This window comes from Streptomyces canus (assembly GCF_001514145.1).
Lineage (GTDB): Bacteria > Actinomycetota > Actinomycetes > Streptomycetales > Streptomycetaceae > Streptomyces > Streptomyces canus.
In genome coordinates this window covers 467,673-490,259 of the sequence record NZ_KQ948662.1, presented here as the reverse complement: position 1 = coordinate 490,259, position 22,587 = coordinate 467,673, and the positions used below count along the sequence as shown (strand labels likewise).

Genomic DNA, 22,587 nt, shown 5'->3' with positions numbered 1-22,587 from the left:
GCCGGGGTCAGCCTGTTGCGAGGAGCAGGGTGCCGAGCAGGGCCAGGCCCGCGCCCGTTGCCTGGAGGGTGCGGAGGCGTTCGCTGAGGAAGCCGCGGGCGGCCAGGGCCGTGACCACCGGGTAGAGCGAGGCGAGCACGGCGGCCACCGTGACCGGGCCGTGCTGGGCGGCCACCGAGTATGTGCCGTTCGCCGCCACGTCCGCGAGGCCGATGAAGGCGAGCGCAGGGAGGGAGGACCAGGGGAAGCCGGTCGTCGGGAGCGCGGGCGCGCCCCGTTTCACCGAGACGTACAGGGCCGCGCCGCCCACCGCCACGTTGACCAGGCGCTGCACGAACAGGGCGAGGAACAGGCCGGTGACGCTCGTGGACGCCTCCGCGATCAGGGCGAACACCGTACCGAAGCCGAGTGCCGCGATCAGGGTGAGGACGATCGCCCGGCGTTGCACCGGGGCGCCGCGCAACTGGGGCCCGCCCGCCAGGATCACTCCGGTGACGGCCACCGCGATGCCCGCGGCCTGCGTGAGCCCGGGACGCTCGCCGAGGAAGAGACCCACACCGACCGGGACCGCCACGCTCAACGTGCCCAGCGGGGAGACGACACCCATCGGCCCCATCGCGAGCGCCTTGTAGAAGCAGATCAGGGCGACCGGTCCGGCCAGACCCGCGGCGAACGCGAACAACAGCCGGTGTCCTGCCTCGCTCCAGCCACCGGTCGCCACCACGATCGCACCGAGCACGGCCGCGGCGATCCCCTGCGAGACCACCACCACCGTGAGAGCCGGGAGCCGTCGGGTCAACACCCCGCCGCCGAAGTCGGCCAGGCCCCACAACAGGCTGGTGGCCAGGGCGAAGAATGCTGTCACGGGTCGCCTCGCAGTACAGTTCGGTGAACGATGGGGTACACCCCACCGTAGTTCATTCAGTTGCACTGTGTCATACAGAATATTGGACGTGAAGTGTCGGACCTCGACCTGCTGACCCAGTCCCTGGCGCGCAACGTCAAGCGCTGGCGGACCGAGCGCGGCTTCACCCTGGACGCGCTCGCCGCCCGAGCCGGGGTCAGCCGCGGCATGCTGATCCAGATCGAGCAGGCCCGGACCAACCCCAGCCTCGGCACGGTCGTGAAGATCGGCGACGCGCTCGGCATCAGCATCACCACACTGCTCGACTACGAGCAGGGGCCGAAGGTGCGGATCGTCCCGCCGGAGCAGGTGGTGCGGCTGTGGAGCACGGACGCGGGCAGCTGGAGCCGGCTGCTCGCGGGCGCGGAGGCCCCCGGCCCGCTGGAGATGTGGGAGTGGCGGATGATGCCGGGCGAGAGCAGCCGGTCGGATCCGCACCCCGCCGGGACGGTCGAGATCCTGCATGTCACGGAGGGCGAGATGACCCTGACCGTCGACGGCGTCGAGCACCGGGTCCCCGCCGGGGCGAGCGTCACCTTCGAGGCCAACGCCGAGCATGTGTATGCCAATCAGGGCGACGTTCCCGCGCTGTGGATGCTGGCCGTCTCGGTGCCGGCCGTGCCGTGAGCGGCTGTTAGCGTGCCGCCATGGACGCACCCATCGGACACTTCGACCACGCCACCCCCGCCCCCGCCGCCCTCGACGAGCTGACCCGCCCGGTCGCCGACGCCGTACGCCACTGGAGCGGCAGCGTCCCCGCCGAGCAGATCGTGTACGTCGACACCGACCCGCAGTGGGCCGACACCGCGGTCTTCGTCGAGCACTACGGCCGGGAACTCCTCGAGCGGTCGGCGAACTGTGTGGTCGTCGCGGGCAAGCGCGGTGGCGAGAGCACCCTCGCCGCGTGCGTGGTGCTCTCCACCACACGGGTCGACGTCAACGGGGTCGTCCGCCGCCAACTCGGCGCCCGCAAGGCCTCGTTCGCCTCTATGGACACGGCTACGGGGGAGACCGGCATGGAGTACGGCGGCATCACCCCGATCGGACTCCCCGGCGACTGGCCGCTGTTGGTCGACTCGGCCGTGGTCGACCTCCCGTACGTCCTGGTCGGCAGCGGGCGGCGACGGGGGAAGCTGCTGGTACCGGGGAAGGCGTTCGCGGAACTGCCGGGCGCGGTGGTACTGGAGGGACTCGGCATCGCCTGACCAGGTCGAGCGTCTGGCCTCGGGCCGGGGGTGCCGGCCTTTGGCCTGTGGGGTTCTGATCTCGGGGTGGAGGGTGCTGACCTCCGGCCGGAGAGGTCTTGGCCTCGCAGTCGGAGGGTCCTGGCGTCGGGCGCCTGCGCGCGCTGCGAGCCGCGATGGAGCGCTCGGCGGCGGCCACGCCCGAGGGGTTCTGATTTGGGGCCGGGGGTCTGGTGGGGGTCTTGTTCTCGGGGTCGGAGGGTTCTCAGCTCGGGCTGGAGAGTGCTGGCCTTGTGGCGCCTGCGCGAGGTCCGCGCCGGCGCGCCGCGACGCAGTTCTCGGCAGCGGCCATGCCGGAAGGGTCCTGGCCTCGGGCCGGAAGGGTCCTGCCCAGCCGGAGGATATTGGCCTCAGGGCCGAGGGGTGCTGGTCTGGGATCGGTGGGGTACAGGTCTCAGGTTGAAGAGTCCTGATCTCGGACCGGGGGTCCTGGCGTCGGGCCGGGAGTCCTGGCCTCGGGCCGGGGAGGTTCCGGCTTCGGGGCGGAGGGTTCTGGGCCCGGGCCGGTGAGCCCCTGCTCTCAGGCCGGTGCGTGGTGGGCCAAGGCGTGGTGGGGGTCCGTCTCGCCCGGGACCGGGGCCGGGTCGGCGTGCACCAGGGCTGCGGTGAGGCGGGGCACCGCGTGCAGCAGGGCGTGCTCGGCCTCGACGGCGACCGCGTGCGACTGGCGCACCGTCATCTCCCCGTCCACCACGACCGCCACCTCGGCCCGCAGCCGGTGTCCGATCCAGCGCAGCCTCAACTCGCCCACCCCGCGCACCCCTTCGACCTCGCGCAGCGCGCCCTCGGCCCGGTCCACCAGCTCCGGGTCGACGGCGTCCAGCACGCGCCGGAACACCTCGCGTGCCGCGTCCCGCAGCACCAGTGTGATCGCGGCCGTGATCGCCAAGCCCACGATCGGGTCGGCGAGTTGCCAGCCCAGGGCCGAGCCGCCGGCCCCGATGAGCACGGCCAGTGAGGTGAACCCGTCGGTGCGGGCGTGCAGTCCGTCCGCCACCAGTGCGGCCGATCCGATGTCCCGGCCCACCCGGATGCGGTAGCGGGCGACCCACTCGTTGCCCGCGAAGCCCACCAGCGCGGCCGCGGCGACCGCCGGGACGTGTGCCACGGGACGCGGATCGAGCAGCCGGTCGATCGCCGCCCACCCCGCGAAGGCCGCGCTTGCGGCGATCGTCAGCACGATCACGATGCCCGCGAGATCCTCGGCACGGCCGTAGCCATACGTGAAACGGCGGGTTGCCGCGCGCCGGCCCAGCACGAAGGCGATGCCCAGCGGTACGGCGGTCAGCGCGTCCGCCGCGTTGTGCACCGTGTCGCCGAGCAGCGCGACGGACCCGGACACGGCCACGACGACCGCCTGCATCAGGGCCGTGACCCCCAGCACCGCCAGCGAGACCCACAAGGCACGCATGCCGCGGGCGGAGGACTCCAGGGCGGAGTCGAGTTTGTCGGCGGTCTCGTGGGAGTGGGGGGTGAGGACGTGCGCCAGACGATGGCGGAGGCCGGGGCGTCCGTGCTCGTGCCCTTGCGGATGGTCGTGACCGTGGTCATGACCGTGACCGTGCTCGTGGTGGCTCACGTCGTACCCCTTCCGGTGCGCGCGGTGGTGGACGTACCCCGCCCACGGAGCCATTATGTGCGTATGAGCGCACGCATGCACCTATCAACTGCGCACGATGCGCACCCGCGCACCCCCGGCGAGGAACAGTTCGCCCTGGCCGCCGAGATCCTCGCCCTGCTCGGCGACCGCACCCGCCTCACCCTTCTCCACGCCCTGACCGGGGGAGAGGCCGACGTCACGACCCTCACGGAGGCGTGCGGAGCGGCCCGGCCGGCCGTCAGCCAGCACCTGGCGCGGCTCAGGCTGGCCGGGCTGGTGAACACGCGCAAGGAGGGGCGCCGGGTGATCTACGCACTGCGCGACGGGCACCTGCGCCGCCTCGTCGACGAGGCCCTGAACGTGGCCGACCACCGGCTCAGTGACCGGCCGGTGCACGACTGAGAGGTCAGTACGTGGCCGCCGTACCGAGATACTGCTCCGCGAAGGCCGCGGCGGCGGCAGGTGAGGTGAACAGGCGCCGGAGGCGGGCGAAGGTGGTGCCCGCGCGGTACTCGTCGCCCGACGACGTGCCGTGGTAGACCTCGGAGAGCCACTGCGAGAACTCCTGGTAGTCCCACACGCGCCGCAGACAGGCCTCCGAGTAGCCGTCCAGGCCGCTGCCGTCGCCCTTGCCGAGGTAGGCGACGAGCGCGTCGCCGAGCAGGAAGGCGTCGTGCAGGGCGAGGTTCATGCCCTTCGCCGCTATGGGCGCGGTGAGATGGGCGGAGTCCCCGGCGAGGAAGAGCCTGCCGAACGTCATGGGCTCGACCACGTAGTTGTGCATGTCCAGGACGCGCTTCTCGATCAGCCGGCCCTCGGTGAGCGGCGGGGTGCCGTCCGCGCCCAGCCGCTGCTGGAGTTCGGCCCAGACGCGGTCGTGGGACCAGTTCTCGGGGTCGTCGCCGGGCGGGCACTCCAGGTAGTAGCGGGTGACCTCGGGGCTGCGGGCCATGTGCCCGGCGAAGCCGCTCGGGTGGATGCCGAACAGGACGCAGTCGGAGGACGGCGGCGCCTCGGCGAGCAGCGCCAGCCAGCCGATGCCGTAGTCGTGCCGGGCGATGGTCGTGGTCTCGGGGAGGACGGTGCGGGTCACGCCGCGGGCCCCGTCGCAGCCCGCCACGAACTCGCAAGCGACCAGCTGTCGTTCGCCCGTGCCGGCATCGGTGTACGACACCGACGGCTTGGGCGTCTCCAGGTCGTGCAGCTGGATGTCCCGCACGCCGAAGCGGATCTCGCCGCCCCGTACGTCGGCGTACTCGCGCACCAGGTCCGTCACCAACAGCGGCTGCGGATACACGAAGTGGTGCTGTCCCGTCAGCTCGCCGTAGGCGAAGCGGAAGCGGTCGCCGGCGAAGCGGAACTCGCACTCGGTGTGCAACTGGGCGCGCTCCAGCAGGGTGTCGGCGAGGCCGCGCCGCTGGAGACCGCGTACGGCCCACTCCTCGATGACGCCCGCCCGCGGCCGCTGCTCGATGAACTCGCGGGTCTCCACCTCCAGCACGAGGCAGTCCACACCCTCGGCTCGCAGGATGTTGCCGATGGTGAGTCCGGCGGGCCCGGCGCCGACGATGACGACCGGAAAGCGTTGGGGGGCACCGGAGTTGGGGAGGGAGGCGGAGGTCACCCGAACATTATGTCGGTGCCCTGTGGAGGGCGGGAGTGGTGCCGGGGCGCCTCCACACGCGGAGGCGCCCCGTCCGGACTGTTTCCTCAGTGTGCGGGCGCCTCGGTGACGACGACCTCGTCGATGCTCCGCTCGATGTCCTCGGGGCGGGAGGCGGTCGCCTTGGCCCAGTAGTAGATCACCAGGGAGAAGACGGTGACGACCAGCATGTCCCACCACAGGCCCAGGTGTCCCTGCCCGCCGAAGCCGCCCTGCCAGGAGATCAGGCCGAGACCCAGCAGGTAGACCGGCAGCCACTGTGCGGCCTTCCAGTCGAGCCGGGGCGCGTCGGGCAGTCCGGCGGTCACCGCGTACCAGGCGTACACCCCGAGCAGCAGGTAGCCGAGGACGATGGCCACCCCGAGCCGCCACAGGGTGTCCCAACCCGCCCAGTAGATGATCAGGTTGGCCACCGCGAAGGACAGCGGGGCGATCACCTTGCCGGCCGGGAGCCGGTACGGACGCTCCAGGTGCGGCAGCCGCTCGGCGAACACGCCGTACGCGAGCGGCGCGCCGGCGTACATGAGGACGCTTGCCGAGGTGATGAAGCCGACCAGCTCCTGCCAGCTGGGGAAGGGCAGGAAGCACACCACGCCCGTCACGAAGGACATGATCAGGCCGAACCACGGCACGCCCCGCCGGTCGGTGCGGGCGAACACCTTCGGCGCGTAGCCGTTCTTGGCCAGACCGAAGGAGACACGGGAGGTCGCGGTCGTGTAGATCAGGCCGGTGCCACCGGGGGAGATCACCGCGTCGAGGTACAGCACCGCGCTCAGCCAACCGAGGCCCACGAGGGTCGCAAGGCCGGCCCAGGGCCCGCTGATGCCCTCGAAGTTCAGCTTGGCCCAGCCGTGGGCGAAGGCGGAGTGCGGGAGGGCGACGATGAACACCAGCTGCAGCAGGACGTAGATGACGGCGCCGATCGCGACCGAGCCGAGGGTCGCCCGGGGCAGGTCCCGCTTCGGGTCACGGCTCTCGCCGGCGAGCTGTATCGCCTGCTCGAAGCCCAGCAGCGCGAAGATGATGCCGCTGGAGCTGATCGCGCTCAGCACGCCCTTGGCGCCGAACGGCGCGAAGCCCTCCGAAGTGAAGTTGCCCGGATGGAAGTTGCCGACCGCGATGACGAAGATGGCGACGAGCGGCACCCCGATCTTCCACCAGGTGGCCGCGCTGTTGGTGAACGCGAGCACTCGGACGCCGAAGAAGTTGACGGCCACGAACACGGCCATGAGGAACACGGCGACCGCGAGCCCACTGGCGGTGAGTGTGCCGTCGGCGTGCTGGAAGCCCTTCGCCCAACTCCAGTGCCCGGCATACCCGATCATCGCCTCGACCTCGATCGGCGCCACGGTCGCCGCCTGCAGCCACGAGAACCAGCCGAAGGACATTCCGGCCAGGCCGCCGAACGCGTAGTGCGGATAGCGTGCGGTACCGCCCGCCACCGGGAACATGCCGCCCAGTTCCGCGTGCACCAGGGCCAGCAGGACAATGGCGACCGCGCCGATGATCCACGAGATGATCGCCGCGGGGCCGGCCATGACGACCGCCTTTTCGGCGCCGTAGAGCCAGCCGGAGCCGATGATGGACCCCACCGAGGCCCACATGAGCCCGATCAGTCCCACGTCCCGCCGCAGGCCGCTGCCCGGCTTCCCCTTTGTCTCAGGTGCTGAATCGACGCTTACCATAAATTAAGGGGCCTCTCACGAATTGCATACATTTACTGTGTGAGCGGCCCCAGGTTACGAATCAACCGCCTTTGGGTTAAAGGCGGTTGTCGCATATTTGACTTCTTTACGGGGAATTCCTTGCGAGTGTTTCAGGAATCCGGGAAAGAAATCAGCGCAGGCGGGGGATCTCGATCGCCGGGCACCGGTCCATGACCATGTCGAGGCCGGCCGCGCGGGTGCGGTCGTAGGCCGCCTCGTCGATGACGTCCAACTGGAACCAGACGGCCTTCGCGCCCTTGGCCACGGCCTCGTCGGCGACCGCTCCCGCCAGGTCGCTGTTCACGAACACGTCGACCACGTCCACGTCGAAGGGGATCTCCGCGAGGGAGGCATAGCCCTGCTCGCCGTGCACGGTCTCCGCCTTGGGGTGGACCGGCACGATCCGCTTGCCGTGGCGCTGGAGCACCTCGGCGACCCCGTAGGCCGCGCGCCGCTGGTTCGACGACAGGCCCACGATCGCCCAGGTGTCGCCGAGCTCGGTGAGGATCCTGCGGACAATTGCTGAGTCGCCGTACACGCTCGGCTCCTTGCTCTGGATGCCAGGACTGTTGTGATCGGGAACAGCCGGCGGGCGCGGTTGATTCCGGGCGGCGGGGAGGGGGCGTCGTAGAGGCCCGCAGGCGGATGCGGTTGGTTGAATCCCGTACCCATGTCCGGAATACCGGTCAGTCACCTGCGCGGAGCCCTCCGTCCGCCTACGCTCACCCCGTGCTGCGCATCACCGACGCCCGAACCGGCCGGCCCGTGGACGCCGTCCCCGCCCGCAGGGGCCTGACCCGAGTCGAAGCCCATGTACGGGGCTACGACCTCTCCGCCCTGCGAGTCCTGCTCGTCGCCGATCTCCTCGTCAGGGCCCTGGAAATCGGCGGCACACCCGTGTGGGCGCTGCTCACCGGCGACCGCGAACAGGCGGAGCTGCACGCGGGCGCCGCCGCCCTGGGCATCCGGCCCTTCGAGGACCGCCGAGACGTCGGCCCCGGCTGGGGCGAGTCCCAGGTCGTCCATGTGGTGGGAGAGGGCGGTGCGGCTCCGGACGGCGTACGGGTCGCCGTCGCGCCCGTCGACACGCCGGACCTTCCGGAGGGCGCCGACCCCGCCGTGGTCCGCCTCGCCCTGCTCGTCGCGCCCCGGAGCACGCCCGCACGGCTCGACGAGGCGATCCTGGGCGAGGCCCACGGCACCCTCGTGCGCTGGCGCCGGGCCGTCGCCGCCTGGGCACGGCATCCGTCACGGCCCGTCCCCGACGAGGTGCGCGGACGGCTCCGTACCGCCTGGGAGGACGACCTGGACGTACCCGAGGTGTTGAGCGCACTGCGGTGGGTCGAGGAGTCGGACCTGCCGGAAGGCGCCCGCTTCGAGACGTACGCCCACGCGGACCGGCTGCTCGGTCTCGAACTCACCCGCGACCTGGGATCCCCGGCATGACGGCGCGCACCGGAGCGGGCCCGCTGCGCCGCCTGATCGTGCTGAGACACGCCAAGTCCGCCTGGCCCGAGGGCGTCGCCGACCACGACCGCCCACTGGGAGCCCGCGGCCGCCGGGACGCACCCGAGGCGGGCCGCGCCCTCGCCGCCTCCGACCTGCTCCCCGACCTCGCCCTGTGCTCCACCGCCGTACGCGCCAGGCAGACCTGGGAGCTGGCGTCCGCCCAGTGGGGCACCCCACCGCCTGTACGCCTCGACCCGGAGCTGTACGGGGCCGACGTACCGCAGCTGCAGGCGGCCGTGCACGCGACACCTCCCCAGGTCGTGACGCTGCTCCTCGTCGGACACAACCCCGGTCTGGAGGAACTCGTCCTCACGCTGGCCGGGGACAGCCTCGACGACGCGCTGGACCAAGTGCGGGTGAAGTTCCCGACCTCGGCGATCGCGGTGCTGACCTGGCACGGCACGTCCTGGCGGAGCCTGGAGCCGGGGACGGCGCTGCTCACGTCCGTGATGGTGCCGCGGGGCAGGATGCGGTGAGCCGGCCCGTCGGGACGCCTTCACCGACGGACTAGGCTGACCGGATGCAGGACGAGTACCGCACAGTGGCCCGCGCGGGGGTGCACGAGACCGAGGTCAACCGCTCCCGCTTCCTGTGCGCCCTCGCCCCGGCGGCCACCGAGAAGGAGGCCCAGGACTTCATCGCGTCCGTCCGCAAGGAGCACGCCGACGCCACCCACAACTGCTATGCGTACGTCATCGGCGCCGACGCCGCGATCCAGAAGGCGAACGACGACGGCGAACCCGGCGGCACCGCGGGCGTCCCCATGCTCCAGATGCTGCTGCGCCGCGACATGCGGTACATCGCCGCCGTCGTCACCCGCTACTACGGCGGCGTCAAGCTCGGCGCGGGCGGACTGATCAGGGCGTACGGCGGCGCGGTCGGCGAGGCCCTGGACACGGTGGGCACCCTCACCCGGCGTCGGTTCCGCCTCGCCACGGTGACCGTCGACCACCAGCGCGCCGGCAAGGTGCAGAACGACCTGCGCTCGACCGGACGCGAGGTGCGGGACGTGCGGTACGGCGAGGCGGTCACGATCGAGATCGGCTTGCCGGACGCGGACGTGGAGGCGTTCCGGGGATGGCTGGCGGACGTGACCGCGGGGACGGCGGGGTTCGCGCTCGGGGGAGAGGCGTACGGGGACGCCTAGTTGCACTTTCCGGGCATAACGCCCTTTCCTGTCTCTGGTCATGACGGGTCGATACGGGAGTAACCGCCCGTGATGTCAGACCCGGCCGTTAGTCTCGGGGATCATGAGGCTGCTGCACACTTCCGACTGGCATCTCGGCCGGGCGTTCCACCGGGTCAACATGCTCGGGGCCCAGGCCGAGTTCATCGGTCACCTCGTCACGACCGTGCGGGAGCACGGGGTGGACGCGGTGGTCGTGTCGGGAGACGTGTACGACCGGGCGGTGCCGCCGCTCGCCGCGGTCGAGTTGTTCGACGCCGCCCTGCACAGGCTCGCCGACCTCGGCGTGCCGACGGTGATGATCTCAGGGAATCACGACTCCGCCCGCCGCCTGGGGGTCGGCGCGGGGCTGATCGAACGCGCCGGTATCCATCTGCGGACCGAACCGGCGGCGTGCGGGACTCCCGTGGTCCTCTCCGATGTCCACGGTGACGTGGCCTTCTACGGGCTGCCGTATCTTGAACCCGCCCTGGTGAAGGACGAGTTCGCTGTGGAGAAGGCGGGCCACGAGGCGGTGCTCGCCGCCGCCATGGACCGCGTCCGCGCCGATCTCGCGACGCGCGCGCGGGGGACGCGGTCCGTCGTCCTCGCCCATGCCTTCGTCACGGGCGGCGAGGCCAGCGACAGCGAGCGGGACATCACCGTGGGCGGGGTGGCCGCCGTGCCCGCCGGGGTCTTCGACGGGGTCGACTACGCGGCCCTCGGGCATCTGCACGGCAGCCAGACCATCACCGAGCGCGTGCGCTACTCCGGGTCCCCGCTGCCGTACTCCTTCTCGGAGACCGACCACCGCAAGAGCATGTGGCTGGTCGACCTGGACGCGGAGGGCGCGGTCACCGCCGAGCGCGTCGACTGCCCGGTGCCGCGGGCGCTGGCCCGCATCCGGGGGACGCTGGAGGAGCTCCTCGCCGATCCGCGGCTCGTGCCCCAGGAGGAGGCCTGGGTCGAGGCGACCCTCACCGACCCGGTCCGCCCGGCGGAACCCATGGCCCGGCTCTGTGAGCGCTTCCCGCACACGCTCAGCCTCGTGTTCGATCCCGAGCGGACCCCGGACGACCCCGATGTGTCGTACGCCCGGCGGCTGGCCGGGCGCAGCGACCAGGAGATCGCCGAGGACTTCGTGGCCCATGTGCGAGGCGCCGGGCCCGACGAGCGTGAACAGACCGTGCTGCGGGACGCGTTCGACGCCGTGCGCGCGGACGAGACCGTGCGGGAGGTGGCGCGGTGAGGCTGCACCGGCTGGACATCACGGCTTTTGGACCGTTCGGCGGTTCCCAGACGGTCGACTTCGACGAACTGTCGGCGGCGGGGCTGTTCCTGCTGCACGGACCGACGGGAGCGGGCAAGACGTCGGTGCTGGACGCCGTGTGCTACGCGCTGTACGGCGCCGTGCCGGGGGCCCGGCAGAGCGGACAGGGCATGACTCTGCGGAGCGATCACGCCGCTTCGGGTACCCGCACGGAGATCCGCCTCGAACTCACCGTCGCCGGGCGCCGGTTGGAGATCACCCGGCAACCGCCGTGGGAGCGCCCCAAGAAGCGCGGATCCGGTACGACGCTCGACAAGGCGCAGAGCTGGCTGCGCGAGTACGACGGGGCCGCCGGGGCGTGGAAGGACCTGAGCCGGTCCCACCAGGAGATCGGTGAGGAGATCACCCAGCTGCTCGGCATGAGCCGCGAGCAGTTCTGCCAGGTCGTGCTGCTGCCCCAGGGCGACTTCGCGCGCTTCCTGCGGGCCGACGCCGAAGCGCGCGGCAAGCTGCTGGGACGGCTCTTCGACACCCATCGGTTCGCCGAGGTCGAGAAGCGGCTGGCCGAGCGCCGCCGTGCCGCCGAGGCGCAGGTGCGTGAGGGGGACGCCGAGCTGCTGGCCGACGCGCACCGTATGCAGCAGGCGGCCGGTGACGCGATGGAGCTGCCCGAGCTGGCGCCGGGTGAACCGGGGCTGGCCGAGGCCGTCCTGAGCGCGGCCGCCGTGGCCCGCAGCACCGCCCGTGAGCAGCTGACGATCGCCCATTGCGGACTCGGTGCCGCGGAGTCCGCCCAGGCCGCCGCCGAGCGCGCCCTGGCCGACATACGCGAAGTCGACCGGCTGCAACGCCGGTTCGACCAGGCGCACGAGCGGGCCGCACTGCTTGAGGAGCGCGCCGACGGCTACCACCGGGCACAGGCCAGGATGGAGAGGTCCCGCAAGGCGGAGGCGGTGGCGCCCGCGCTGGAGCTGCGGGAAGAGGCAGAGGCGGAGCACCGCCGGGCGGCCGTGGCCGAGGCACGCGCGCGTGGGCTGCTGCCGGACACCTTCGCGGGGGCGGGCGCCGCCGGACTCGCCGCCGCCGCACGCCGAGCGGCCGAGGAGCTGGGCGGCCTGGACTCGGCCCGGCGCGCCGAGCAGCGCCTGGCCGAACTCGTCGTGGAACGCGCCGACCTGGACCGCCAGGAGCGCTCCGACGAGGAGGTTCTCCAGGAGGCCGAGGCATGGCTGGCCGGATGGGAGGAGGCCCGCGCGGGTCTTCTGCACGGCGTCGAGTCCGCCCAGGAGGCGGCCACCCGCGCCGAACAGCTGGCCGTGCAGCGGGAGCCCGCCCGCAAGCGGCTCGCCGCCGCACGCCAGCGCGACCAGTTCGCCCGGGACACCGACGACGCCCAGCAACAGGTCATCGAGGCGACGGACCGCGCGCTGAAGGCCCGCGCCGACTGGCTGGACGTCAAGGAACAGCGGCTGAACGGCATCGCCGCCGAGCTGGCCGCACAACTCACCGCCGGCGAGCCCTGCGCGGTCTGCGGCGCCACCGAACACCCCGCCCCCGCGCGCAAGGACGCCGGACACGTCGACCGGGAGACCGAGGAGCGCGCGCTCGCCACCTCGCAGCACGCCGACGAACAGCGCACCGAGGCCGAGCGGCGCCTCGCCTTCGTCCAGCGGGCCCTGGCCGCCGCCCAGGGCGAGGCCGGGGACACCTCCACCGAGGAACTCGCCGTCCAGGTCGACGAGTTGGAGCGCGAATACGCCCAGGCCCGCAGCGCCGCCTCGGCTCTCCACACCGCGACGGAACAGCTGCGGCAGGCCGAGCGGGAGCGCGAACAGCGGCTGTCGGCCCAGCAGGACGCCGCCGTGCGCACCGCGTCCCGCGGCGCCCGCCGGGACGCCCTGGACCGGGAACGCACCACCCTCGAAGCGGAGTTGACCGAAGCGCGCGGCGCCGCCGACAGCGTGGCCGCCCGCGCCGCCCAGCTGGAGCGGCAGGCCGCACTGCTCACCGACGGCGCCGACACCGCGCGCGTCGCCGAGGACACCGCCCAGCGGCTCAAGGACGCCGACGCCCGGCTCGCCGACGCCGCCTTCCGGGCCGGCTTCGACACCCCGCAGGCCGCGGCCGCCGCCCTCCTCGACGAGACGGCCCACCGCGACCTCCAGCGCCGGCTGGACGCCTGGCAGGCCGAGGAGTCCGCGGTACGGGCCGTACTCGCCGAGACCGACACCTCCGACGCCGCGCAGCAGCCGCCCGCCGACGTGGCGCGGGCGGAGCGGGCCGCCGCCGACGCGGGTCGCCGGGTCCGCGAGGCCGCCTCCGCGCTCGACGCGGCCGCCCGGCGCTGCGCCGAACTCGACCGGCTCTCCGCCCGCTCGGCCACCGGCCTCAGGCGGCTGGCGCCGCTGCGCGAGGAGTACGACCGGGTGGCCCGGCTGTCCGCACTCGCCGCGGGCACCTCCGCGGACAACGAACGCAAGATGCGGCTGGAGGCCTATGTGCTCGCGGCCCGCCTGGAACAGGTGGCGGCCGCCGCGACCGCACGCCTGCAGCGCATGTCCTCCGGCCGCTACACCCTCGTCCACTCCGACGACCGCACCGGACGCGGCCGCAGCGGACTCGGGCTGCACGTCGTCGACGCCTGGACCGGACGCGAGCGGGACACCGCGACCCTGTCGGGCGGGGAGACCTTCTTCGCCTCCCTCGCCCTGGCCCTCGGCCTGGCGGACGTCGTCACCGACGAGGCCGGCGGGGTCCGGCTCGACACCCTCTTCATCGACGAGGGCTTCGGCAGCCTCGACGACCAGACCCTGGACGAGGTCCTCGACGTCCTGGACTCACTGCGGGAACGCGACCGCAGCGTGGGCATCGTGAGCCATGTGGCCGACCTGCGCCGGCGGATCCACGCCCAGCTGGAGGTCGTGAAGGGGCGCTCGGGGTCGGTGCTGAAACAGCGGGGCGGCGGCTGAGGTCAGCGCCCCAGGGGCCGCCGGGGGAGCGGGGAGGAGTAGACGACGCTCGTGGTCACCGAGCCCAGCGTGCCGATCCTGCCCGACACCTCCTCCAGGTGACGCATCGAGCGGGCGGCCACCTTGATGACGAAGCAGTCGTCGCCGGTCACGTGGTGCGCCTCCAGGATCTCGGGCGTCACGGCGACCAGGTCGTGGAAGGGCTTGTAGTTGCCGTTGGGGTACCGCAGGCGGACGAACGCCAGGATCGGCAGGCCCAGCCGGTCGGGGTCGACGACCGCGGCGTACCCCTGGATGACCCCCGCCTCCTCCAGCCGCCGCACCCGCTCGGTGACCGCGCTCGCGGACATCGACACGGCACGGGCGAGCTCGGTGAAACTGGCCCGGCCCTCCCGCTGGAGGACGTCGAGGATGCGCCAGTCGGTGTCGTCCGGGGAATACGCGGTCATACCCGAGGAATACCAGGGGAATCCCCGGCCGAGCAAGATGGATGCCGTGGAATTCCCCTTCAGGTAGTCGATCGCCCATCGTAGATTTCTGGCCATGACGACAACCGACTCGCTCACCCTGAACCCGGTTCTGCGCGTGGCCCCCGCCTCCCCGGCCGAGGCCGCCGCCCACTTCCGCGCCAGTCTCGTCTTCCACGCCGACGTGTCCGACGTCGCCGCCGCGCTCGCCGCCGATGGCGACCCCGGCTTCGTCGTCCTCGACTCCCGCTCCACCGACGCCTGGGACCAGGGACATGTCCCGGGCGCGGTCCACCTGCCCACCGCCCTCATCCCCGGGCAGGCCGGACAACTCCTCGACAGGTCCGTGCCCGTCGTGACGTACTGCTGGGGGCCGGGCTGCAACGGCGCCACCCGCGCCGCGCTCGCCCTCGCCGAACTCGGCTACCAGGTCAAGGAGATGCTCGGCGGCTTCGAGTACTGGGTGCGCGAGGGCTTCGAGTTCGAGACCTGGCAGGGCCACGAGCGGCGCACCGCCGACCCGTTGACCGCCCCGGCCGGCTTGGAGGACTGCGGCTGCTGAGTCCTGGCGACTGTGGTGGGGCATGCACGATCGTGTGATGGCCGGCTTCCCGGCTTGCGGCGCTCTGGGCCGTCCGGGTTGACGCAATCGTGCGACCTGGGACGCCGGGTACGGCGTCAGCGTGCGGGCCCCTGCTCCACCAGAGCGATGGTTCAGGGCCTCCCCGTCGCCTATGGGCGTAGCCATATGGCCAGGTCGTGTAGGGGCCTGGCCCGCCCAAGACCGTTCGGGACGTGCGGCTGAGCGGGCTCACTCCTGCTCAGTCCATGAGAACGGTTCCTGTGCAGGTGCAACCCTGGGGTTCCTGTGCGTGTAGGTTCTGGCGCATGGTGCGATACGCGGAGCCGGGCACGGTGGAGTGGGTGGAGTCGGGCGGCGGCCCGCTCATAGCGGTGCCGGAGACGGTGCTGCCGTTCTGGGCGGGCGCCGACGGCGACGAGACGGCCTCCGACTACGACCGGGCCTGTGAAGTGGACGGCTTCGTGGGCCTGTTGCCGGTCGGCGATGCCGCGGCCCTGGTCCTCGGGGACGAGCCCGCCTCGACCTCCTACCTCCCCGACCACGGCACTTTCGTACGGTGGTGCGCCGCCGACTCCGAGGACGAACTCCTCGCCGAAGTCCCCGCCGCGCTCGCCACGGCCGCCTGGGAGGACGAGGTGAAGTGGTCGGTGCCCGGCCCGGTCGTCCTCTTCGACGCGGCCTGGCCCGGCAACGACTCCGTGAACACCGACCACTTGAAGGTCTCGCTCGCCCCAGGCCGGTATGCGGTACGCGCCGCCAACGTACGGCCCGGACCGGAGACCTGGCTGGGACTCGTCCAGCTGCGCCGGCTCCCGGACTGAGGGCCGTTCACGTGCGCGACGCCGGCGGGTGAACGGCTGCGGCCGGTGACCGACCCGGACCATGGGTTCGAGTCGGTCACCTGATCCCGAGCGTCAGAGCCGCGCCAGTTCGTCCACCAGGTCGTCCAGCCCCAACGAACCCTGCGACAGTGCCGCCATGTGCCAGGCCTTCAGGTCGAAGGCGTCGCCGTGCCGTTCGCGGGCCTTCGCCCTGCCCAGCAGCCAGGCCCGCTCGCCGAGCTTGTAGCCGATCGCCTGGCCGGGGATCGTGAGATAGCGGGTCAGCTCGCTCTCCACGAAGTCCGCCGGACGGCTGCTGTGCGCGCCGAAGAACTCCTGCGCCAGCTCGGGGGTCCAGCGCTCGCCCGGGTGGAAGGGGGAGTCCGCCGGGATCTCCAGCTCCAGATGCATGCCGATGTCGACGATGACGCGGGCGGCCCGCATCATCTGCGCGTCGAGATAGCCGAGCCGCTGCTCCGGGTCCGTGAGGAAGCCCAGTTCGTCCATCAGCCGCTCCGCGTACAGCGCCCAGCCCTCGGCGTTGGCGCTGACCCCGCCCACCGCCGCCTGGTAGCGGGAGAGGTTCTCCGCGACATGGGCCCACTGGGCGAGCTGGAGGTGATGGCCGGGGACGCCCTCGTGGTACCAGGTGGAGACGAGGTCGTAGACCGGGAAACGGGTCTGGCCCATGGTCGGCAGCCAGGTGCGGCCGGGACGCGAGAAGTCCTCCGACGGGGGCGTGTAGTACGGCGCCGCCGCACCACCGGGCGGGGCGATGCAGGACTCCACCTTCCGCACCCGCTCGGCGAGTTCGAAGTGGGTGCCGTCGAGCGAGTCGATCGCCTGGTCCATCAGGCCCTGGAGCCAGTCGCGGACCTCGTCGACACCCTCGATGTGCTTGCCGTGCTCGTCGAGGTGGGCGAGCGCCACCCAGGGCGTCCCGGCGCCGGGAAGGATCTTCTCGGCTTCCTGCTTCATCTCGGTGAGCAGCCGGTGGTACTCGGACCAGCCGTACGCGTAGGCCTCGTCCAGGTCGAGGTCCGTGCCGTTGAAGTAGCGTGCCCAGCGGGCGTACCGCTCCCGGCCCACCGTGTTCGAGGCGCCCTCGATGGTCGGCGCGTACACGTCCCGCATCCAGTCGCGCAGCTCCACCACGGAGGCGGTCGCGGCGCGGGCGGCCTCGTCCAGCTCCGCGCGCAGCGCCTCGGGGCCCGCCGCGACGAAGTCCTCGAACCAGCCCCGGCCGTTGCCGTCGGTGTCCGCCCACTCGGTGAGCTGCTCGACGAAGGTGGCGGTCGGACGCGGCGCCGCGTACAGCTTGCGCTCCAGACCGAGCGCGAGGGACTCGCGGTACCCCGCGTACGCGGCCGGTACCTTTCGCAGCCGCTCCGCGATCGCCGCCCAGTCCTCCTCCGTCTCCGTCGGGGTGACGGAGAAGACCTCGCGGACCGAGTGGGCCGGCGTGGCCATGTTGCCGACCGCGCGCAGACCCTCGTCTGCCTCGTGCACGGCGAGTTCGGCCGTCAGGCGCTCCCGCAGCAGCCGGCCGCACCGGCGCTCGATGTCGCTGTCCGCGCCGGGCTGCCGCTCGGCCTCGTCGAGCTTCGCGAGCGTGGCCCGCTGGAGCTCCGCGAGCGCTTCCTGGCCCGCCGGCGAGGTATCGGGAAGCTTGCTGGAACTCGCTTTCACACCCAGGTAGGTGCCGGTGATCGGATCGAGGGCGATGAGCTCGTCGACGTAGGCGTCGGCGACCTGACGGGGCAGCGGGCTCTGAGTCTCAGACATGCGGTCCATCCTCATACGGGGACCTCGTGGGAGTCACCCCGATTCCGCTGTCGGCGTGGCAGGCGGCAGGAGGGGTCCGCACTCCCACTGCTGGAAGATCAACCGGGTCTCCACCCGGGCCACCTCACGCCGGGACGTGAACTCGTCCAGCACCAGCCGCTGCAGATCCGTCATGTCCGCCACGGCCACATGCACGAGATAGTCGTCGGGGCCGGTCAGATGGAAGACGGTCCGCGACTCGGGCAGTGCCCTGATGCGCTCAACGAACGGTCCCACCAGCTCCCGCCGATGCGGCCTGACCTGCACCGACAGCAGCGCCTCGAGGCCCCGGCCCAGCTTCCCCGGGTCCAGCCGCAGCTGATGACCCAGGATGACGCCCGAGCGGCGCAGCCGGGTCACCCGGTCCAGACAGGTCGACGGCGCGACACCGACCTGCGCGGCGAGGTCGCGGTAGGTGGTCCGGGCGTCGTTCTGCAACAGCCGCAGCAGATGCAGGTCCACCGGGTCCAGTACGACAGATTCGGCCATCGGCCGAACGTAGCACGGGGTTCGGCCCGAGAACGCCGGTCGATGTTCACTCTTGCGGGCATGGACTCAGCGCGCACCGCCACCGCCTCTCGTACGCCGCTCAGAGCACTGGCCACCGAGGCCGTCCACGCCGGCCGCGACGACCTCGCCCGGCAGGGACTGCACGCCCCGCCCATCGACCTGTCGACGACCTACCCGTCCTACGACAGCCGCGGCGAGGCCGCCCGCATCGACGCCTTCGCGGCGACCGGTGCCGAGCCGGACGGCCCGCCCGTGTACGGACGCCTCGGCAACCCCACCGTCGCCCGCTTCGAGACCGCCCTGGCCCGGCTGGAGAAGACCGAGACCGCGGTCGCCTTCGCCAGCGGCATGGCCGCGCTCACGGCCGTCCTTCTCGTACGGGCCTCCCTGGGCCTGCGCCACGTCGTCGCCGTACGCCCCCTGTACGGCTGCAGCGACCACCTCCTGACCGCGGGACTCCTCGGCACGGAGGTCACCTGGACCGATCCGGCGGGGGTCGCCGACGCCCTGCGCCCGGAGACGGGCCTGGTCCTGGTCGAGTCCCCGGCCAACCCCACCCTCGCCGAGATCGACCTGCGGGCCCTGGCCCACTCCTGCGGCTCCGTGCCCCTCCTCGCGGACAACACCTTCGCCACGCCCGTGCTCCAGCGCCCCGCCGAACAGGGCGCCCGCCTGGTGCTGCACAGCGCCACCAAGTACCTCGGCGGCCACGGGGACGTGATGGCGGGCGTGGTGGCCTGCGACGAGGAGTTCGCCGGGCACCTGCGGCAGGTCCGCTTCGCCACGGGCGGCGTCCTGCACCCCCTCGCCGGCTACCTGCTGCTGCGAGGTCTCGCGACTCTTCCCGTACGGGTGCGGGCGGCCTCCGCGAACGCGGCCGAACTCGCCGGCCGCCTGGCGGCCGATCCCCGCGTCACCCGCGTCCACTACCCGCGCATCGGCGGCGCGATGATCGCCTTCGAGGTCGACGGCGACCCGCACGAGGTGATCGGGCGGGTTCGCCTGATCACCCCGGCGGTGAGCCTGGGCAGTGTGGACACCCTCATCCAGCACCCGGCGTCGATCAGCCACCGCATCGTGGACGCGGTGGACCGCAGGGGTGCGGGCGTGAGTGACCGATTGCTGCGTCTGTCGGTGGGCCTGGAGGACGTCGACGACCTGTGGGCGGATCTGGACACCGCGCTGGAACGCCCGGTCAGGGCCTCGGGGCAGTATTGACCTGCGGTTCCCCGACTCCCATGGCAGGCTCCGGCTCTCCCTGCGGGGCGATACGCGCGGTGATCACCAGGGTCCCCTCCTCGATCTGGTAGTCGAGGGGGAGCCCCAGCCCCCGCATCGCGGCGACCATCCCCGTGTTGGAGGACTGGGTCACGGCGTACACGCTCTCGCATCCGGCCTCGACAGCCAGCGCCACCAGTCGTTCCAGCAGCTCCGCGCCGATCCCACGCCGCTGCCACGCGTCCTCGACGAGCAGCGCCACCTCGGTCTCGTCGCCGTCCCACAGCAGATGTCCGAGCCCCACGATCCGCCCCGACGCGGTCTGTACGGCGAGGGTGCGGCCGAACCGGGGACTGAGCAGGTGGTTGAGATAGCGGTCGGCGTCACCGACGGGCCCGTGGTAGCGCATGGTCAACGTCCGCGACGAGCACCGCTCGTGCATCGCCACCGCGGCGTCCAGGTCCCCGGTGTCGGCCCGGCGCACGGTGATGTCGTGGCCCTCCGGCAGCGTCAGTGCGTCCTGGCTGCGCGGCACCCGCGGACCCAGCCGGGCGTCCAGCTCGACCAGGGCCCGGGCCCGGGCGAACTCCGTCGGTGTGAAGGGCAGATACGGCCGTTCCACGGTGATCACTCCGCCTTCCGGCGCCCGCAACCGCATCACGGTGTCCTCCAGAGCTCCTTCCACGGGCACACTCTCCGAGCCGCGACCGCCTCCCACCGGAACGGCCGGCAAGGAGCGGATCGTGCACCGGCCCAGCAACTGCCGCAAGGCAAGCGGCAGTTCCGCCGCGTCCAGGGCGGTCCGGGTGGCGAGGCCCAGAACCCGGGTCGGGGCGTCCACCAGATCGTGCGTGTCGGCCCGCTCGATCCAGGTGTCGGCGCCGCCGGCCAGCGCGACGGCCCGGGTGATCTCGGAGCCCTCCAGCGCACCGGGGGCACGCAGCAGGAACTCGTCGACTGTGCCCTCGGCCAGTGGGTGGGTCTGCAGGCTGAGGATGTCGACCCGGTGTGTGGCGAGGGCCGTGCAGAGGGCGGCCAGCGAGCCCGGTTCGTCCTTCACCGTGGTGCGCATCCGCCACAGCGTGCTCTCCGCGGCCACGGGGTCCGCGGTGCGCGACGGCTGATCGGACGGCCCGGCCTGCTCCCCCTGGGGCAGCGGCCGGGTGCCGGTATCACCCGTCGGGGGTGCGTGACCGTGGCGGCGTGCCCACCATGTGTGGAATCCGGCCGTGGCGAGCAGGGCCACCGCCGAGATCACCAGCAGCGCGGTACCGTCGGGGCCGTGCCCGATCAGGTTCGCCACGGTGTCGGCGACCGCGACGGCCGTGAACAGGGCCGCGAGTTCGATCACGTCGCGCCGCCAGTGGTGGACGGGGCGACCGTGTTTGGCACGGGTCACATCTGACATGTCTCGAGTCATACAGCCACTGTGGAGGAACGGTGTTGCGTGATCACGAACGCATTGTGACTGATCGGTAAAGCGTGGTTCTGCACTTTTTTGTGCCCTTTTCAACCATTCGGTCATGAGTGATGTCGGCGGGAGTCACTGACCCACCCGGCCCGGCTGGAGCACCCGCGTGAACAGCACCGTGCCGTCCTGCTCGCGCAGACGCACCGTCAGCTCGCCGCTGTGGCCGTCGATGTCGACCTCGCCGAAGAACTGGTAGCCGCCCGCGGGGGAGACGTTCGAGGTGGTCGGCGCCTTCACGAACACCCGCTCCGGGCCGAAGGTGCCGTCGAGCGCGCTGGCCGGGAAGGCACCCGCGTTCAGCGGACCCGAGACGAACTCCCAGAACGGCTCGAAGTCGGTGAACGCGGCCCGTGACGGCTGGTAGTGCTGGGCCGAGGTGTGGTGGACGTCGGCGGTCAGCCACACCGTGCCGGTGATCCGCCGGTGCTTGATGTACCGCAGCAGCTCGGCGATCTGCAGCTCACGCCCGAGCGGGGCGCCCGGGTCGCCCTGCGCCACCGCCTCGATGTTCGCCCTGCCCTCCGTGGTGTCGGGCACGACCAGCCCGAGCGGCATGTCGGAGGCGATCACCTTCCACACCGCCCTCGACCGCGACAGCTCCCGCTTGAGCCATTCCAGCTGCTCCCGGCCGAGGATGCCCTGCGGGTCCACGGTCTGGTCGTCGGGCGAGTTGGCGTTGCGGTACGTGCGCATGTCCAGCACGAACACGTCGAGCAGCGGACCCTGGCGCAGCACCCGGTACACCCGGCCGTCCCGCGCTCCCGGCCGCAGTGTGGAGACCGGGAAGTACTCGCTGAACGCGCGCCGGGCCCGGCCCGCGAGGACGTCGACGCTCTTCTCGGTGTAGCGGGCGTCGGAGTCGAGGATCGTCTGGCCCGGGTACCAGTTGTTGCGCACCTCGTGGTCGTCCCACTGGATGACGGACGGCACCTGGGCGTTGAAGGCTCGGAGGTTGTGGTCCAGGAGGTTGTAGCGGAAGTTGCCGCGGAACTCGGCCAGGGTCTCGGCGACCTTGGACTTCTCCTCGGTGGTGATGTTCCGCCAGGTGCTGCCGTCGGGCAGGGCGGCGGTCTCCGCGATCGGGCCGTCGGCGTAGATGTTGTCGCCGCTGCACAGGAAGAAGTCCGGGTCGAGCTCGGCCATCGACCGGTAGATCGTGTAGCCGCCGAAGTCCGGGTTGATGCCCCAGCCCTGCCCGGCAAGGTCGCCGGACCACAGGAACCGCACCCCGTCACGGCGCTTGGAGGACACCGTGCGGAAGGTGCCGGCGACCGGCTCGCCGGTGCGACGCGGGTCGTCCGGGTCGGCCAGCAGCACCCGGTAGTGGATCTGCTCGCCCGACGGCAGACCGCGCAGCCGGGTCGTACCGGTGAAGTCGGTGTCCGCGCCGAGCAGCGGGCCGTGCCATCTGCGGGGGGTGCGGAACGACTCGGTCGCGGACGTCTCCACGATCATCCGGGCCGGACGGTCGGAACGCACCCACACCAGGCCGGAGTCGGAGGTCACGTCTCCCGTCTGCACCCCCCAGCCCGCCCCCGGGCGCCCGGAGAGGGCGAAGGCGGGCGCGGCTCCGGACACGGCGGGCAGGGTGAGGGCGGCCGACGCTGCCAGGGTGCCGCGCAGCACGCTGCGGCGGCCGGGGAACGGACGGTGTGACATGGAT

21 protein-coding genes are annotated in these 22,587 nt (G+C 72.0%); 11 read left to right on the top strand and 10 right to left on the bottom strand.

Annotated features, from left to right (window positions below; all coding sequences use genetic code 11):
- Positions 1-7 precede the first annotated feature (7 nt).
- Positions 8-865, bottom strand: coding sequence for an EamA family transporter (locus AQJ46_RS24710; RefSeq protein WP_059207660.1), 858 nt, complete (start codon positions 863-865; stop codon positions 8-10).
- Positions 866-958: 93 nt separating this feature from the next.
- Here AQJ46_RS24710 and AQJ46_RS24705 point away from each other — a divergent pair, with 93 nt between their 5' ends.
- Both AQJ46_RS24705 and AQJ46_RS24700 read left to right on the top strand, forming a co-directional pair.
- Positions 959-1,531: a helix-turn-helix domain-containing protein gene (locus AQJ46_RS24705; protein ID WP_059207659.1), complete on the top strand. Its 573-nt coding sequence runs from the start codon at positions 959-961 to the stop codon at positions 1,529-1,531.
- 20 nt (positions 1,532-1,551) lie between these two features.
- Positions 1,552-2,109, top strand: a complete 558-nt coding sequence (locus AQJ46_RS24700; protein WP_057610559.1) for a YbaK/EbsC family protein — start codon at positions 1,552-1,554, stop codon at positions 2,107-2,109.
- Between the two features lie 559 nt (positions 2,110-2,668).
- Here the strand turns inward: AQJ46_RS24700 and AQJ46_RS24695 are convergent.
- On the bottom strand, positions 2,669-3,781 hold the full coding sequence (locus AQJ46_RS24695; RefSeq protein ID WP_107117326.1) for a cation diffusion facilitator family transporter: 1,113 nt from the start codon (positions 3,779-3,781) through the stop codon (positions 2,669-2,671).
- Between the two features lie 9 nt (positions 3,782-3,790).
- On the opposite strand from AQJ46_RS24695, the gene AQJ46_RS24690 reads away from it, so the two are divergent.
- Positions 3,791-4,150: an ArsR/SmtB family transcription factor gene (locus AQJ46_RS24690; protein WP_057610561.1), complete on the top strand. Its 360-nt coding sequence runs from the start codon at positions 3,791-3,793 to the stop codon at positions 4,148-4,150.
- Positions 4,151-4,154: 4 nt separating this feature from the next.
- Here the strand turns inward: AQJ46_RS24690 and AQJ46_RS24685 are convergent, their stop codons facing one another.
- From AQJ46_RS24685 to AQJ46_RS24675, 3 genes are all read right to left on the bottom strand, one after another.
- The gene (locus AQJ46_RS24685) at positions 4,155-5,372 is read right to left on the bottom strand and encodes a 4-hydroxybenzoate 3-monooxygenase (RefSeq protein ID WP_059207658.1); all 1,218 of its coding nucleotides are present in this window, start codon (positions 5,370-5,372) and stop codon (positions 4,155-4,157) included.
- An 86-nt stretch (positions 5,373-5,458) separates the two neighbouring features.
- Entirely contained in the window at positions 5,459-7,096 is a 1,638-nt protein-coding gene (locus AQJ46_RS24680) for an APC family permease (protein ID WP_059207657.1), read from the bottom strand.
- A 151-nt stretch (positions 7,097-7,247) separates the two neighbouring features.
- Complete coding sequence (locus AQJ46_RS24675; RefSeq protein WP_059207656.1) at positions 7,248-7,655, bottom strand: CoA-binding protein; 408 nt, start codon at positions 7,653-7,655, stop codon at positions 7,248-7,250.
- Between the two features lie 191 nt (positions 7,656-7,846).
- Here AQJ46_RS24675 and AQJ46_RS24670 point away from each other — a divergent pair, with 191 nt between their 5' ends.
- The 5 genes from AQJ46_RS24670 (at position 7,847) to AQJ46_RS24650 (ending at position 14,030) form a co-directional block, all read left to right on the top strand.
- Complete coding sequence (locus AQJ46_RS24670; RefSeq protein ID WP_208616978.1) at positions 7,847-8,563, top strand: hypothetical protein; 717 nt, start codon at positions 7,847-7,849, stop codon at positions 8,561-8,563.
- On the top strand, positions 8,560-9,102 hold the full coding sequence (locus AQJ46_RS24665) for a SixA phosphatase family protein (protein ID WP_059207654.1): 543 nt from the start codon (positions 8,560-8,562) through the stop codon (positions 9,100-9,102). Before AQJ46_RS24670 ends, AQJ46_RS24665 begins: the two co-directional genes overlap by 4 nt.
- Before the next feature lie 44 nt (positions 9,103-9,146).
- Positions 9,147-9,773, top strand: coding sequence for a YigZ family protein (locus AQJ46_RS24660; RefSeq protein WP_059207653.1), 627 nt, complete (start codon positions 9,147-9,149; stop codon positions 9,771-9,773).
- A gap of 103 nt (positions 9,774-9,876) precedes the next feature.
- A complete protein-coding gene (locus AQJ46_RS24655) occupies positions 9,877-11,040 on the top strand; it encodes an exonuclease SbcCD subunit D (protein ID WP_059207652.1) in 1,164 nt (387 codons plus the stop codon).
- A complete protein-coding gene (locus tag AQJ46_RS24650) occupies positions 11,037-14,030 on the top strand; it encodes an AAA family ATPase (RefSeq protein WP_059207651.1) in 2,994 nt (997 codons plus the stop codon). The genes AQJ46_RS24655 and AQJ46_RS24650 overlap by 4 nt, the downstream gene beginning before the upstream one ends.
- 2 nt (positions 14,031-14,032) lie before the next feature.
- Here AQJ46_RS24650 and AQJ46_RS24645 read toward each other — a convergent pair whose 3' ends face one another.
- A complete protein-coding gene (locus tag AQJ46_RS24645; RefSeq protein WP_057610569.1) occupies positions 14,033-14,479 on the bottom strand; it encodes an Lrp/AsnC family transcriptional regulator in 447 nt (148 codons plus the stop codon).
- Between the two features lie 94 nt (positions 14,480-14,573).
- On the opposite strand from AQJ46_RS24645, the gene AQJ46_RS24640 reads away from it, so the two are divergent.
- Positions 14,574-15,059, top strand: a complete 486-nt coding sequence (locus AQJ46_RS24640) for a rhodanese-like domain-containing protein (protein WP_059207650.1) — start codon at positions 14,574-14,576, stop codon at positions 15,057-15,059.
- A 326-nt stretch (positions 15,060-15,385) separates the two neighbouring features.
- Complete coding sequence (locus AQJ46_RS24635; protein WP_059207649.1) at positions 15,386-15,901, top strand: immunity 21 family protein; 516 nt, start codon at positions 15,386-15,388, stop codon at positions 15,899-15,901.
- Positions 15,902-15,994: 93 nt separating this feature from the next.
- Here AQJ46_RS24635 and AQJ46_RS24630 read toward each other — a convergent pair whose 3' ends face one another.
- Positions 15,995-17,686: a DUF885 domain-containing protein gene (locus AQJ46_RS24630; RefSeq protein ID WP_059207726.1), complete on the bottom strand. Its 1,692-nt coding sequence runs from the start codon at positions 17,684-17,686 to the stop codon at positions 15,995-15,997.
- Between the two features lie 33 nt (positions 17,687-17,719).
- On the bottom strand, positions 17,720-18,214 hold the full coding sequence (locus tag AQJ46_RS24625; protein ID WP_057610572.1) for an Lrp/AsnC family transcriptional regulator: 495 nt from the start codon (positions 18,212-18,214) through the stop codon (positions 17,720-17,722).
- Between the two features lie 60 nt (positions 18,215-18,274).
- Between AQJ46_RS24625 and AQJ46_RS24620 the strand changes: the two genes are divergently transcribed.
- A complete protein-coding gene (locus tag AQJ46_RS24620; RefSeq protein WP_059207725.1) occupies positions 18,275-19,453 on the top strand; it encodes a trans-sulfuration enzyme family protein in 1,179 nt (392 codons plus the stop codon).
- Here AQJ46_RS24620 and AQJ46_RS24615 read toward each other — a convergent pair.
- Positions 19,431-20,861, bottom strand: coding sequence for a GNAT family N-acetyltransferase (locus AQJ46_RS24615; protein WP_059207648.1), 1,431 nt, complete (start codon positions 20,859-20,861; stop codon positions 19,431-19,433). The two genes, AQJ46_RS24620 and AQJ46_RS24615, sit on opposite strands and share 23 nt — an antisense overlap.
- A 135-nt stretch (positions 20,862-20,996) precedes the next feature.
- The gene (locus AQJ46_RS24610) at positions 20,997-22,583 is read right to left on the bottom strand and encodes an alkaline phosphatase D family protein (protein ID WP_059207647.1); all 1,587 of its coding nucleotides are present in this window, start codon (positions 22,581-22,583) and stop codon (positions 20,997-20,999) included.
- Between the last annotated feature and the right edge of the window lie 4 nt (positions 22,584-22,587).